The 14,645-nt window shown below is 61.9% G+C and carries 10 protein-coding genes; 6 read left to right on the top strand and 4 right to left on the bottom strand.

Features of this window, described 5'->3' with window-relative positions; genetic code table 11:
• Positions 1 to 25 precede the first annotated feature (25 nt).
• From AB4Z38_RS21930 to AB4Z38_RS21920, 3 genes are read left to right on the top strand one after another with little or no spacing between them, the layout of a single operon-like run.
• Positions 26 to 1,213 carry a Coenzyme F420 hydrogenase/dehydrogenase, beta subunit C-terminal domain gene (locus AB4Z38_RS21930; protein WP_441431652.1) on the top strand — a complete coding sequence of 396 codons (1,188 nt, stop codon included), beginning with the start codon at positions 26 to 28 and terminating at the stop codon, positions 1,211 to 1,213.
• A 49-nt stretch (positions 1,214 to 1,262) separates the two neighbouring features.
• The gene (locus AB4Z38_RS21925; protein ID WP_441431651.1) at positions 1,263 to 2,432 is read left to right on the top strand and encodes a polysaccharide pyruvyl transferase family protein; all 1,170 of its coding nucleotides are present in this window, start codon (positions 1,263 to 1,265) and stop codon (positions 2,430 to 2,432) included.
• 10 nt (positions 2,433 to 2,442) lie between these two features.
• Complete coding sequence (locus AB4Z38_RS21920) at positions 2,443 to 3,330, top strand: glycosyltransferase (RefSeq protein WP_441431650.1); 888 nt, start codon at positions 2,443 to 2,445, stop codon at positions 3,328 to 3,330.
• Between the two features lie 972 nt (positions 3,331 to 4,302).
• Here AB4Z38_RS21920 and AB4Z38_RS21915 read toward each other — a convergent pair.
• Entirely contained in the window at positions 4,303 to 4,767 is a 465-nt protein-coding gene (locus AB4Z38_RS21915; protein ID WP_441431649.1) for an Lrp/AsnC family transcriptional regulator, read from the bottom strand.
• Between the two features lie 171 nt (positions 4,768 to 4,938).
• Between AB4Z38_RS21915 and pdhA the strand changes: the two genes are divergently transcribed.
• The 3 genes from pdhA to AB4Z38_RS21900 are packed head-to-tail and all read left to right on the top strand — an operon-like array spanning position 4,939 to position 8,740.
• A complete protein-coding gene (pdhA, locus tag AB4Z38_RS21910; protein WP_441431648.1) occupies positions 4,939 to 6,171 on the top strand; it encodes a pyruvate dehydrogenase (acetyl-transferring) E1 component subunit alpha in 1,233 nt (410 codons plus the stop codon).
• The gene (locus AB4Z38_RS21905; protein ID WP_441431647.1) at positions 6,168 to 7,295 is read left to right on the top strand and encodes an alpha-ketoacid dehydrogenase subunit beta; all 1,128 of its coding nucleotides are present in this window, start codon (positions 6,168 to 6,170) and stop codon (positions 7,293 to 7,295) included. The genes pdhA and AB4Z38_RS21905 overlap by 4 nt, the downstream gene beginning before the upstream one ends.
• A gap of 2 nt (positions 7,296 to 7,297) precedes the next feature.
• On the top strand, positions 7,298 to 8,740 hold the full coding sequence (locus AB4Z38_RS21900) for a dihydrolipoamide acetyltransferase family protein (protein ID WP_441431646.1): 1,443 nt from the start codon (positions 7,298 to 7,300) through the stop codon (positions 8,738 to 8,740).
• 258 nt (positions 8,741 to 8,998) lie between these two features.
• Here the strand turns inward: AB4Z38_RS21900 and AB4Z38_RS21895 are convergent, their stop codons facing one another.
• The 3 genes from AB4Z38_RS21895 to AB4Z38_RS21885 all read right to left on the bottom strand — a co-directional run bounded on the left by AB4Z38_RS21895 (position 8,999) and on the right by AB4Z38_RS21885 (position 13,632).
• On the bottom strand, positions 8,999 to 10,795 hold the full coding sequence (locus AB4Z38_RS21895; protein WP_441431645.1) for a hypothetical protein: 1,797 nt from the start codon (positions 10,793 to 10,795) through the stop codon (positions 8,999 to 9,001).
• A 393-nt stretch (positions 10,796 to 11,188) separates the two neighbouring features.
• Positions 11,189 to 12,976, bottom strand: a complete 1,788-nt coding sequence (locus AB4Z38_RS21890; protein WP_441431644.1) for a hypothetical protein — start codon at positions 12,974 to 12,976, stop codon at positions 11,189 to 11,191.
• Positions 12,973 to 13,632: a response regulator transcription factor gene (locus AB4Z38_RS21885; RefSeq protein WP_441431643.1), complete on the bottom strand. Its 660-nt coding sequence runs from the start codon at positions 13,630 to 13,632 to the stop codon at positions 12,973 to 12,975. The genes AB4Z38_RS21890 and AB4Z38_RS21885 overlap by 4 nt, the downstream gene beginning before the upstream one ends.
• Positions 13,633 to 14,645: the final 1,013 nt, after the last annotated feature.

Genomic DNA, 14,645 nt, shown 5'->3' with positions numbered 1-14,645 from the left:
CCGCGCACCTCACGCCGACCCTGCGATGATTACCGACACCCGCCTTGGCGTTCATTCCCGAACGTTCGCTGGACGTGTCGCCGATGAAGCCTACCTGATGGGATCAAGTTCTGGCGGAATGGCGTCGTGGCTCGTCGACAGGCTTATCGCCGAAGGGCACGCCGATGCCGTCATTCACGTCGGAGCGTCCACCGGCGTGAACGGCGAGTTGTTTCGACAGGAGATCTCGAATAGCGACAACGCGAGCATCCGGCGCAAGTCGCAATACTACGCCACGACTATGGCCGACGCGCTCCGCATGGTTGCAGACCTGCCGCAGCGCTATATAGTCGTCGGCGTCCCCTGCTTCATTCGCGCAGCCCGGGCGCTCTGCCGGGAGAACCCCCTCTTCAAAGAACGTTTGACCTTCTTCGTTGCCCTCGTCTGCGGTCATTATAAAACGCACGCATTCGCGGACTCCCTTGCGTGGCAGCTTGGCGTTCATCCGCACGACCTCGCCGCGGTCGATTTCCGTGTCAAGGACGGCGATCGGACCGCGAACGATTACGACTTTTCGGCCCGTTCAGCTCGTACCGGAAACTCGGTTAGTGCCCCGATGCGCACCCTTGAGGGGGGCAACTGGGGCCACAGCGCCTTCCAACCGGAGGCTTGCAATTTCTGCGACGATGTTGTTGGCGAGACCGCAGATGTGAGTTTCGGCGACGCCTGGCTGCCCGAGTTTATCTCCTACCCCTATGGGACGAACGTGGTCGTTAGCCGCAACCGCATCATCGACAGAATCTTTGACGCCGGTGCAGCAGAACAGGCCATCACAGTATTTGACGCCTCCCCGGAGAGGGTCGCAGCCTCGCAGGCAGGCGGGTTCCGTCATCGCCGTGAGGGGCTTGCCGTTCGACTCGCAGATGACATAGCAATCGGGCTCTCGGTCCCGGCCAAGCGCGTTTCCCCCGCTCAGGCTGTCGAGGTATCGGCGAAACGGGCCGAGCTTATTCGCCAACGACGTCAAATGGCCGCCCTGAGCCATGACTCATTCCGCGAGGCTCTCGAGAGCAATGATCTGGATATCTATCTGCGCTCCTATCGGCGAGAAGCTGCACGTTACCGTCGCATCGACGTGCCCCTTCCACAGCGCATTGTGCACGGCGTCAAGCGCTCAGGTCGGAGACTCCTCGATCGGTTGAGCGGGAAAAAGATTGGCCGCCGCGGACGCTAACCGCCCACCGCACACTATAGACACCCTATTTGAGAACGAGAGGCGCTTCATGACACTTGATAAACGCATCGGCGTCGTTATCCACCACAGCACGACAAACTACGGCAATCATCTAGTGAATTACGCCACCCGAAACATCCTTGAGGAGTGCGGTTACGAGGTCGACCTCGTCGTCGTCGAAGGGCATGAGACGACGCGGCTCGCCGCTCTTAGGCGGCTGCCCCGCAAGCTCCTCCGGCTTGGCCTACGCGGGGCAGCCACGCGTCTGCTCGGTCGCGTGCGACGCCGGACGACGGCGAGACCACTATCATCACCGAACGCAGCCTCCGCAATGAGACGGCGGGAACGCTTCGCGACATTCGATCACACCTACTTGCGGCCTTTGTACATAGATCGGCGGTCTATTTCAGGCCTGATGGACAAATATTCTCGCATCGGCATTGGGAGCGATCAGATCTGGAACTACGACTACGGCATCAGCGGGAGCCTTTTCGCTGACTTCACGCCTCCGAGCAACGTTGTCACGCTCTCTCCCAGCGTCGGGCACGAGAGCATCCCCTCTGAATGGCTAAGTTCCTACCAGAGGTGGCTCTCCGGATTTAACGAGGTCGGAACTCGGGAAATAGAGTGGACCGCTTCGCTGAAATCCCGACCGGGCGCGCCCCGCTTCACTTTGCTCGTCGACCCCACACTGATGTTCGACCGTGAATTCTGGACGTCGATTGCAACTACGTCTGGCGACGCGGAGGGGAAGATCCTGCTCTACCACCTCGGAGAACTACTGCCGCAGCACGCCGAATACGTGTCGAAGCTCGCCCAACACCATTCGCTCGATATCCTGCATCTGTCGGACACGGTTGCCGGAGCCGAGTGGGAGACGAACGCCGCCGATTTTCTCGGCATGATTCAGACGGCCTCATGCGTAGTCACCGACTCCTACCACGGTGCGATATTCGCATTCCTTTTCGACAAGCCCCTGGTCCTACTTGAACGCCACGGTTTCGCCGGCGCGATGAATACCAGGACCCGGACCCTCACCGAACGCCTCGATCTGACCAGCCGATACATGAACCGCCTCACCATCGATGACGCCCTGGACCACGACTACGCCACAGGCATGGGAGCGCTTAGTCGGTACCGCAATGAGTATTGGGCGTACCTGACCCGCCATGGAATACACCGCACACGCGTTCTTGACCGCAACTCACCCACCAACTGAGAGCACCCGAATGATCATTGCAGGCATCGTTACGTTCGAGCCAGACATCGACAGACTCCAGGAGAATCTAGTAGCGGTCTCCCAGCAAGTACCTCACGTGTTCATCTTTGACAACGGGTCGACCAACAGCGAAGCGATCTCGAATCTGGCCGATGCTTCAACCAACGTCTCGGTCATTTATAACAAAACCAACGATGGCATTGCCGCGGCGCTTAACCGCCTCGCCGAGGCCGCGCTCGACCACGGCGCGAATTTCCTTCTCACCCTCGACCAAGACAGCGTCTGCTTCCCCACGATGGTCTCAAAACTCGCCACGGAGCTCGGCGAAGGTATCGGTATGGTCACGCCGTACATAATTGATCGGAACAAACAAACCCTCGAGGATTACCATCGTCTCAATCTGCCCCGCGTCGAGCGGTACCGGCAACCGGCGCGGAGGGGCGCCATCACCTCGGGTGCTATCGTCGATCTCACGGCGTGGAGGCGCGTTGGTGGGTTCGACGAACTATTCTTCATCGACTACGTCGACTACGACTTCAATCAGCGTCTGATGGACGCCGGCTACGCGATCCTTCGCGTTAATGCTGCTCCTCTGCTCCACGAAGTGGGACGAGCAACACTCACTTGGCTACGGGTTCCACGCAAAGACCTCTCCGGTCGTTGGCGTATCGAACGGTTCTTCGCCTTTGGGCACAGCCCCTTCCGATGCTACTACAAGGCCCGCAATCGCGTTATCTTCACTCGGAAGCACGGGCGCAAGCTGGGACTCACACACGAGGGCGTTTGGCAGATTCCGCAGCAAATCGCGTTGACACTCATGTTCGAGCGTCAACGCCTTGCCAAACTGAAGGGCTTTGTACGCGGAATCCGTGACGGGCTCAGGGTTCCTCTAACCTAGAGCTGGCGCGCACAGGCACCATCAACGTAGCCGACTCGGCTCCCTAGCTTGTCCTGCGGCAACCTCCTGATCGGTGCATCCGGCGTGTTTTAAGGAGTACTGGGATAGAAATCGGTCGCTTGAACTGGTGGCGAAGGCGTCTAAAGCGGAATTCCAGACCATTCTCGATCGGGTCTCCGGCACCGGACGAATCGAGGATCAGGTGGCGAGACCAAGGTGCTTGGCGCAGCCAGCGCAGTCGGACAATTGACTCGTGGGTTCGCGGCGCGCCCCTACCTGGCATCCTGGCGCTCGATCGCGCTGGTCACACCGAATACCGGCTGACTTCTTCGAACGAACTCGTCCAACCGTTCTCACGCGGCCTTTACGAGCGACCCATATATCCTCCTTCAGCGCTCCGGAGCTCCTTGGAGCCGCTATGCTGTCCGGGGTTCATCACCGTGCAATCGACTTCACGTCCGCCTCGCAGTTCTTCGTCGAGTCCGTTTCCTTCGAGACGGACTCGACTTCGACGCTTTCCGTCTGAATTCGAACTTCGGCCTTCCGCTTAGGTGACTTGACGCCCGGCCGATACTTGTAAAGGGGACATTCAGGAACGTCAAAACGGAGGACGCTTTGCCCGACTATGTGGACATCAACCCTTACCGAAAGACCACCCGTAAACGGTTCAATTTCGGTGGTTTGATCGTTTTGCTGCTGGCCACTGCAGCGGTTGCCTATTTGGCCTTGTCTCGGTAGCGCTCGATGTCCCCTGAGCACTACGTCGAAGGCCTGGCTACGATGCTGGGCACTCTGGGCGTCCTAGGAGCAGTTTGCATGCTGATCCTCGCCCTTCGGATGCGGAGAAAGTACAAGCCGACTCGTCCTGCTTGTTGCGCTCCCTCGATGATGTGCGTCCGTCCGACGACGTCGGGTGAACGCCCGCGGGACTCACACGTAATGACCCCGCAACCGGGTCGAGCACTCAGGGTCCTACCGCGTATCCAGATCCTCGAACACTAGGAAAGTTTGCGTATCCTGCACGCCTGGCATCGATTGCAGCTGGTCGAAAATGACCCTGCGCAAATGAATATTATCGGTGGCGCGTACCAGCAGAATGACGTCGAAATCGCCACCCACCAGCGCAATGTGCTGCACCTCCGGAATGAGCCGAAGCTCTTCACGGAGTTCGCGCCAGGAATGCTGCTGCACCTTGAGCGTGACGTATGCCGATGACTTCAGGCCGGCCTTGATGGGGTCCACCAGCGCCGTGAACTTCGTGAGCACCCCTTCGCCCGTCAGCCGCGAAATTCTCGAATACGCGTGTGCCCTGCTGATATGGACGTTCTCCGCCACCTGGGTCACCGACATACGGCCGTCCCGCGTCAGCTCGGCAATGATGTCCCTGTCCACTTGGTCAAGGGGAACCTCTGCCTTATCCGCTTCGACTTCGGCCATCGCCTCTCCAATTCGTCTTCAGCGTGGGCCAGTTAGCCAGCTCACATTTGCGATTTGTCTTCCAGACTAGAGGTTTCCGGCAAGCTTTTCCACGATTCTGGCCAGAGCTGGATACGAAACTTCTCCAGGGAACATACTGGTGACAAATAGTGGATACAGAAGGACGGACCAATGACGATCTCCGCGGACCATGAGACCCAGGGTCTGGCTGACGCTCGGCCGGACGACACAGAGGCAAACGACCAAGCTTCCGAAGTGCGACGCAAGTTCGGCATCAGCGTCGAAGACTACATGCTGCCTGCCCGCCACCAGATCCAGATGGTCGATCCTTCTGGTGTGCTCAAGCCCGAAGCTGAACAGGGCACGGAACCCGGCCATGAATATCCCATCCCGGGCGATGCCGAACTCATGGCAGCCTACGAACAACTCGTCGTGGGGCGCCGCGTCAATGACCAGAACTCCGCCCTCGTCCGGCAGGGCCGCATGGCTGTGTACCCCTCCAGCCACGGCCAAGAAGCTTGCCAGGTGGCCGCAGCCCTGTGCCTGAGTGAAGACGACTGGCTGTTCCCTACATACCGAGACGCCGTCGCCGTCATGTCCCGCGGAGTGGACCCTGTGGAGACCATGACCATCTTCCGCGGTGACTGGCACGGCGGGTACGACCCCACCAAGCACAAGGTGGGCATCCAGTGCACGCCGCTGACCACTCAGTTGCTGCACGCCGTGGGGGTTGCCCATGCCGCCAAACTACGAGGCGAAGACACCGTGGTGTTGGCGATGTGCGGCGACGGTGCCACGAGCGAAGGGGACTTCCACGAAGCCCTCAACTTCGCCGCCGTCTTCCACCTGCCCGTCATCTTCTTCGTACAGAACAACAAGTACGCGATCTCGGTGCCCTTGAGTCAACAGTCCGTGGCGCCGTCGTTGGCGCACAAGGCCGTCGGTTACGGCATGGCCGGTGAGCGCGTCGACGGCAACGACCTGGTCGCTTTGCTCGCAGTGCTGGACCGCGCCGTGAAACTTGCCCGCGAAGGCTCCGGACCGCTCCTGATCGAGGCCCACACCTACCGCATGCAGGCCCACACCAACGCCGACGACGCCACCCGGTACCGCGAGGACAGCGAAGTGGCCGAATGGACCGCCAAGGACCCCATCAGCCGCATGACGGCGTACCTCACGGGCCGTGGACTCCTCGACGACGAAGGTTCCACCCGAATCGCCGCGAAGGCAGAAGCCGTTGCATCCCAGCTTCGCGAAGGACTGGGGGAGGACGTTCCGGTAGACCCGCAGAATCTCTTCCGCTACGTCTTCTCCACACCCACCCCCCAACTGAAGGAGCAGTCCGCCCTGCTCGCCGATGAACTCGCCCGTGAGGCATCCAGCCAGAAGGAGGCAGGCAAATGAGCCCCGCCGTCACCACATCCTCTGACGCCGCCGAGCGCGCCGCAACTGGCGACGTCAGCTCCGCCACCGCCAGCGCGGCAGCCAGCGCGGCAGCAGTCGCTGAAGCCTCCGGTCCGCAGACCATCACCATGGCCAAAGCGCTCAACACCGCGATGGCAGACTCCATGGAGGCCGACTCCTCCGTTCTGGTATTCGGCGAAGACGTTGGCCGCCTGGGTGGCGTCTTCCGGATCACCGATGGCCTCATGGCCACCTTCGGAGAACAACGATGCTTCGACACCCCCCTGGCCGAGTCCGGCATCGTGGGCATGGCCGTGGGTATGGCCATGAACGGAATGCGTCCTGTGATTGAGATGCAGTTCGACGCCTTCGCATACCCGGCCTTCGAACAGATCGTCAGCCACGTCGCCAAGATGCACAACCGGACCAAGGGTGCCGTGAAGCTGCCCATGGTCATCCGCGTCCCGTATGCCGGCGGGATCGGCGGTGTAGAGCACCACTGCGACTCGTCCGAGTCCTACTACGCCCACACCGCCGGCCTGAAGGTCTTCACACCGGCGACCGTCGCGGACGGCTACCGCATGCTCCGCGAGGCCATCGATTCCGACGATCCCGTCATGTTCATGGAACCCAAAAAGCTCTACTGGTCGAAAGACCAGGTGGACCTGGGCGACCTGCGCGCCGAACACGCCACGAACGCTGCGACAGGATCCAGCAGCGAGGGGCGCGCCGCCGTCGCGCGTCCCGGCACCGATGCAACGCTCATCGCCTACGGCCCCTCGGTCCCGACCGCGCTTGCCGCCGCGGCCGCGGCCGCTGAAGAGGGCCGCTCCCTTGAAGTGATCGATGTCCGTTCGATCGTGCCCTTCGATGACGAAACCGTTTGCGCGTCGGTGCGCAAGACGGGACGAGCTGTTGTGATCGCCGAGGCTCACGGATTCGCCTCCGTGTCCTCCGAGATTGTCGCCCGGGTGCAGGAACGCTGCTTCCACTATCTGGCCGCGCCCATCCGCCGGGTGACGGGTTTTGACGTCCCGTACCCGGCTCCGAAGCTGGAGCACTACTACTTGCCAAGCGTCGACCGTATCCTCGACGCCGTTGACGACCTTCAATGGGAGAACTGACCATGAGCGCAGAAATGCAGGTGTTCCTACTTCCGGACCTGGGCGAGGGCCTCACTGAGGCTGAACTCGTCAATTGGCTAGTGGCCGTCGGCGACGAGATCCGCGTGGACCAGCCGATCGCCGAGGTTGAGACCGCCAAGTCCATGGTGGAGGTGCCCTCGCCGTACGCGGGCATCGTCGCCGTGCTGCACGGCGAGGCCGGCCAGACGCTCGACGTCGGGAAGCCCCTGATCTCGGTTGCTCCTGTTGGTGCTTCGGTTGCTTCCGAGCTGGCGGTTGTGGAAGAGGCCGCTCCCGCGGAAGTTGTTTCCGAGGCACCCGCTGTGTCCGCAGCTGCCGAGGCCTACCGGACTGAGGAAAAGGCCGGATCCGGGAACGTCCTCATTGGTTACGGCACGTCTGGTGCTGGCGAGGCCCGTCGTACTCGACCGCGGAAGGTTCCCGCTTCCGCTGTTGCTGTGACCTCGGCCCCCGACTTTGCCGAACTCTCGTTGTCCCGTACCCGGATTCCAGGGAAGCTCTCCGCCGTGATTTCCCCATTGGTGAGGAAAATGGCCCGGGACCATGGGGTCTCGCTGGACGCCGTGCCTGGTTCGGGGGAGAGCGGGCTCATCCTGCGCCGCGACATTGAGGCCGCCATCGGAGGGGCCACGCGCGAGACCGCGCCCGTTGAGACGCCCGCTACTGTCCAGCCTTCCACCGGTGTCCAGGATGCCCGCACCGGGTTGTCCGTGGCTTCGCGCACTCCGGTCCGAGGGATACGGAAGGCTGTTGCGGCGAACATGACCCGCAGCCGGTCCGAGATCCCGGAAGCGACTGTCTGGGTGGATGTCGACGCCACTGCCCTCCTCGAGACGCGTGCAGAACTCAAGAAGCGGGATCCGCAGGGCGCTCCCGGACTGCTCGCTTTCATCGCTCGTTTTGTCACAGCCGGGCTAAAAAAATTCCCCGAGTTGAACACCAGGTTTGTCACGGCGGAGGACACGTCCGGCGGTGAAATGCAGGAGATCATTGCTTTCGATGGCATCAATCTTGGCTTCGCTGCACAGACGGACCGTGGACTCGTGGTTCCTTCTGTGCGCAACGCCCACCTGTTGAGCGCCCGCGAACTCGATGCCGAAATCCGCCGGCTCACCGCCGTTGCGCGTGACGGCAAAGCAACCCCGGCTGAGTTGGCCAGTGGCACATTTACGTTGAATAACTACGGCGTATTCGGCGTGGACGGTTCAGCCGCGATCATCAACTATCCCGAGGTAGCAATGCTCGGCGTGGGCCGCATCATCGACAAGCCCTGGGTGGTGGATGGCCAGCTCGCCGTTCGCAAGGTCACCGAGCTGACGCTCGCGTTCGATCACCGGGTCTGCGATGGGGAAACGGCTGCCGGGTTCCTGAGGTACGTTGCGGACGCGATCGAGAACCCCGGGACGGTACTGGCGGATTTGTAGGCTCGGCAATGCGAGTTGCCTGCTCTCAGCACACCGCGGAACCTGCATCGTCCGCCGGACTCACCCCGGTCGGCGGATAGGCCTTTAGCGGGGCAGCGTCCGAGAGTGAGTGTCATGTTGGTTACAAAGATTGGGCGGCGATTTAAGGAGCCGGCTTCCGCCGGCCTGTCAAGCATCGGTCGAGGCGTTCGACTGATTACCAGATCCGAGATGCGAGGGCGGCGGTCCGTTTTGGGTCACTAGCCGATCCTATTTGCCCTACGGTTTGAAGTGGGTCACGGTCACGGCGAGTATAACGTCGACAGTCTTGCCCCGAAGCGACTGCCCTGGAATATCAACCTCTGCGGTGCCAGTAGCGGTCGCAGGGGCCAGGATGGTGACGTAGGGGGCGGTCCCGGCGAACATGGCCACGGTGGCGGCTTGGACGTTGGTGCAGTACCCGACCACGCCGGCCCCGTCACGCACATTGGTCGCGCCAGGCGGGAGTGGAATGCCGCCGACACGGAACGCCCCCGCGAATGCGGTTGTAGCATCCAGTGTGGCGTTGATGCGAATGTAGTATGTGACCTCATCGCCGTTGACAACCATGCGGCCGGAGCGGGAATTGTACGTATGCGTCCCGGCGTTGCTGGAGCCATAAATCGTGGGGGTGAAACTGAAGGTCCCGTTCAGGATGCCGTTAATGTAGTCCAGTGGGTCCGAGGTTGAGCCCGTATTGCCCTTGATGTAACCGTAGGAATGGGTGCGACGGGTGATGAGGTTCGTTGTCGGGCCGGTCAGGAAGTTGCCGGGGGCGGTGGTGTGGCCTGTAGTGGTGAGCCGATCACTAATGACTCCAATGCCGTCCGTGTTGTCCAAGACGTAGGCGGGATTCGCCGTGGCAAGCGCGGTTGGGAGAATCGGGTCGTTTGCCCACATAGCACGGCAGTTCAGCAGCCGAGGGGGCGGGGTGTAGCCGGTTCCGTTGGTGCGGAACTTGTAGGCATAGCGGTAGGTGTCGGCCACACACGCCTGAAGGTCCGACGAACCGGTCAGGTCGAAACCGATTGACGTGGGGTAACGGCTGGCCATCTGCGTGACCGCGCCCGAGTCCTGACTGATCCACGGGTGAACCCGGTCCCAGCGGTTCGCTGAGGTGTCCTTCACCGCGGTCGTCCAGTCGCGGATCACGATGTCACGGAAGTGGGAATCTCCCATGTTCGCCTCGATGGCGATATTGTCCGTGACGTTGCTGATGCCGCTGTTGTAGAACCGGAGGTCGTATGCGAAAACCTCCGCCCCGAGACCCGCCTCGGTGACGAGGCCCCGATTGATGCCGTCCTTGAAGTTGGTCCGAGTGAGGGTGAACCGGATGACCTTGCCAATGGAGAGGATGCGTTGTGCTTTGAGATTGCCGTCGAGGAGGCCGCCGGTGAGGGCCTTGTCTTCGGCATAGCCAGCAGCGCTCTGGAGGTAGGTGATCATGGTCGTCATGGCCGCTCCGGCGTAGAGGCGGGCATCATCGTCGAGGCGCAGGCTGTTCGCCTGGGAGATGATCAATCCCGTGTCGAGCCGGTAATCACCGGGCGGGAAATAGAATGCCTTTCCAGGGTTGCCGTAAAGCGCGGCCGTGATGGCTGCGGTCTGCGATGACGCCGTGCCGGTCACAACGCCGAAGTCGAGGATGTTGAGGGTGCTGCGCTTTGCCAGGGCAACGTTCGCTGGGCTGCCGGCGGTGCTGATCTGCGTGCCAACGGTTGCGGGCAGTTCAGTCTTAGTGGCGTATGTGGCAGACCCGGACGCGGGGGCGTAAGTCGCAGAGAGGTCAGGAATCTGGGTTGGCGGGATCTTCGCCGTGACGTCCAAGGCTGCCACTCCCGATGGAGCGCCCTTTTCCGCCTCGGGAACGTATTTGTCCACCGATGCGGCTTTGGCGCTGCTGGCACCCAGAGCGGATATTGCGGAAGCACCAGTAAACGCAGTTATTAGTGTTCCCAATCTGAGGAGCCGGCGCCGCTCTACGCCGGCGTCGTTTTTGGACGCCGGCTCATCCTTCTTTCCAATCTCGCTAACCATGACTAGAAGCTATTTCCTCGAGAGATGCGTTAACTACCGTGGAGGCTACGCGCTTTTGGCTACTGAGTACTCGATTCAAAGACCCCGTTACTCAGGTATTCGCCTCCAGATCGGCGAAACTGACTGGTAGTCTGTGGCTGGCGGTGCTACTCCGGGAAGAGAGCCGCGGGCTCGGCCGGCGACTTATTGCTCCTAAGCTCGGGGGTCATTGCGGGGCCGTGCAAAATGGGCGCATCGTGTCGGGCGTTAGACTTTGATCTGGGAACCGGCCCACGCAAGTCTGTGGCCGGCCAAACCATCTGACTGTGGGGGACAGGCCAAGGACCCGAAGGCGCGGCAGGATTCTCTCCATTGTTTCAAGTCGGGACGCTGCAGCGCTGGCTCACGCAAGGCTCACGCAAGGACCACCCGGAGGACGACGTTTTCGCCTTCCTCGCTGAGTGTCACTTCCTTGCACAGGGCCTGAAGCGTCGTCATCCCGAGGCCGGGACGGATCTGGGCTCGGAGCCGGCCAGGGGAACTGATGGTTATGTGAATTGCTCCGGTGTCCGCCGCCGTTCGCGCCGGGCGCGGCTCGTGGGCCGAAACAGTGACCCGGACATTGTTTCGCTCACCGTGGCGGATGGCGTTGGTAAAGCCTTCTGAGAGCACTTCGATGACTGCCTCAGCCCTGGCGGGGTCCTCGTCGCACAACCCCCACACTCCGGGCTCAATGTCGCATGCAAGCTTCAGCACGCGCCCCCAAGTACGCAGCAGGTCCCGGATGCTCGATGCTGCGCTCCCTGCTTGCCCGGGCGACTCGTCCAAGATCTCATTCTGCGCAGTAGCCACGGCACGCGCGAGGATGTCGGTGACGTTGTGCGGGGAAAGATCCTCTTCTGGGCGATTCCCTCCGGAGCCAGCCAAAGCAAGGGCGCTCGAAACCAGGTTTCCCTGGAGGCTGGTGTGCAGAATCCTGGCGACCCGCCGGCGGGTGTGGAGCAGCTTTTGGTGCGCGCGGTCGGCTAGCTTGAGTTGCTCGTTGAGCGAGCGTGCCAGCCTGACTTCATGCCGCCGTCGTTGGCATTCGGCAGCTCGAAGAACCGCCACAGTGAGCGCGGTCAGCGGATAGGCCCAGACGGCGGACCAGTAGAAGAACGGGGCATAGCCGAACGCGCCCTGCAGCAGGCAGGTCACCGACGCGGAAACTGCGGCCGTGCCCGCGTAGCAGAGGGCCATGGCTGAAATTCGCCGAGGGGGACTGGTAACCCTCCGCACGGTCCGGGCCGTCGCGGCGTTCCCGAGGAGCAAGATGGCCCCGCCGACAACCCACTGAACCAACAGGAAGACGACGCCATATTCCGTCAGCAGACGGACTGCGATGAATGATAAAAAGAGCAGGACAGGCAATCCGATCGGCGCAGCCTGGATCAAATGCGCGAGTCCCGGGATGCGTTCTGTGCGGGAAGGTGGCCGCGGAGGGGCTGTCTCATACGGCCAAGGGGTGTGGTCGTGGAAGAGTTGGTGGCTCATCGGGCGGACGACGTCCTCGGAGATCGTCCGCAGCAGGCGTGAGGCCTCGGATCTGTCGAGGGTTGTCGTCATCCGGACAGCGAGGACCGTGTCAAGACGCTTGGAGAGTTCGGCGACATAGTCGGAACGGATCGATCGCAAGCGGTGCTCATCGAATCCAAGCTGCGCCTCGATCGCGGCCTGAGCAGCGCGGAGCCGGGGTTCGAGCACGGCGTGCCCGCGGATGGAGTCTGCCAGCATCGCGATCGCCGAGAGGAAGACCAGGGCCGCCCCGATGTTGATGAGGACGCGGGCCCAGAGATCTTCGCTCAAGTCCGCGATATTCAAGGCCTGCGCGGACCACGCCACGAGGAGGGGGCGGCAGGCGCCCAGGAACGCGAAGGTGCCGAACGCCGTCGTGATTCTGCCTTTGAGGCCCGTCCGTGCCGTGATCAAGGGGCGAAGGAACATCCCCAAAAGGCCAAGCACGACGTGCACCAGAAACACGATCGCCGTGCCGGAACTTTCGGCAGCCAGCGTGACCGATCCCGTCCCAGCCAGCGTGATCGACCCGGCGAACATGTTCATGACCGTCAGCGCCAAGGGCAAGGTCAGAAGCCACGACCAGAGGCTCAGGGCATTGCTTCCGCCGATACCCCGGGCCCAGAGCGCAGGGGAGCGTCCGCTCATTCTTCGCTATCGGCAGGGTCCGGCCACCCGAACGTGCGCGTGTACAGCGTTGCTGCGGCAACCCGCGGATTGACGCTCGGACTGCGGTTCAGGCCAAGGGCCTCGAACGTGCGCGAAACGGCTTTCTCCACGGAGCGCATGCTGCTTCCCCGTTGTTTGGCGATTTCAGCGTTCGACCAGCCCTCCGCGATCATGCGCAGGATATCCAGCTGTACGCGGGTCAGCGCGCCGATCTTCGCCGCGTCCGACGCTACAGGGGGAGCCACGGTGACGGGAAGCTCCACGAGGGTCGAGTTCACTGCACTGATGAGGCCGTCCACGGAGTCAAGGGACGACTTATTGACGAAGGTTGATCCCGCCGGCAACTCGGAAAAGGGAGCTTCCGACGGATAGTTGGTGAGGAAAACGATGGCGCACCCCGGTGAGAGCGACTTCACGACATGCGCCAGTTCGACGCCGTTGGGCCGGGTTCCCAGGTCGATGTCAGTCACAAGAACATCGGGATCGACGGCGGCGAACATGGATACGGCCTCGGACGCGGACGCGCAGGCATGCACGTCGAATTCCGCGCCCCTCAAGGCCTCGGCGACAAGCCCGCGCATGAATGGTTGGTCTTCGACAACCAGCACCCGCCGAACCCACCCCATGTCCCCCATGGTTGAAGGCTATCCGAGCACGCCCTTTGATTCACCAGCGGCGCCTGTTGGTTACGACTCAGGATGGATTACGACGGCGGCGCGCTCGCGGTGGGTTTCGCGACGCCGCCTGCTGGGGTGCTTGCCTCAGGAGTCGGCCTCAGTGGCGGAGGGCAATCGTGACAATGAAAATCGTGGCGGCAGCCAACACCCCTAATCCGACGTAAGACAGCTTCCGCTGAATACTTCTTCGACGCTCGCGTCGTTCATCCCTGGCCAGATATCCCGTTCTGAAGTTCCCCATGCCGGGAGGATATCGTCGCTGAATTTCCGTTGGGGTCCCGGGGTTCGGGTATTGCGACCGGATTCGTCCTTGACATGTTTCGCGGGGGCGGTTCGGCTCGCTGAGGTAAGGAAGTGGCGTACGGCCGGGGGTCTCACGCCCAGCCGCACGCCGGGCAGGAATCCTTTGGTCCCTGCACGTGCCCCGGCCTGCCGGTCGCGTGGGGGCACGCAACTGCAAGGGGCACGGTCTGGCATACGATCCGTGGGGGACGGACGCCTCCTAGCGGCCTCCCAATGGGTCCGCCAGGAGTCTCTTTCCTCGCATGCCGGACACTAACTATGTGTCGCTGGGGGACGAATCGTGTTGCGCATTTCGCGTGGAACTTCCGGGAGTCCGTCGCAGCCGATATCTGCTTTGCGCTCTCTTGATGCGCCGGCACCGGATTGCGACCGTAGCGAGTGGAGCGATCAGCAACATAATGACGACCCCGGCCAGGGCGACGACACCTGTTGCCGTGACTAGCAATGCCATGACGATGATTTGGATGCCCGCTGAATCAGAGATCGACTGGTTCAATGCCGGGACCCTCCATGATTTCTTTGAGGGTTTGGGTCATTGGGGCCTCTTGCTTTGATGGGCGGGAGCGGTATGGGGCATCCGCCGTTTGGTGGATGCCCCATACCCTGCATCACGGGGTGCAGGTGACCGGGGAGTGCTTATTTTGCCTGGTTGCGTTTCCGGTGGCCGG

The organism is Arthrobacter sp. 2RAF6, from assembly GCF_052115205.1.
GTDB lineage: Bacteria > Actinomycetota > Actinomycetes > Actinomycetales > Micrococcaceae > Arthrobacter.
The sequence above is the reverse complement of the archived record's forward strand: the minus strand, read 5'-3'. Positions and strand labels throughout refer to the sequence as shown.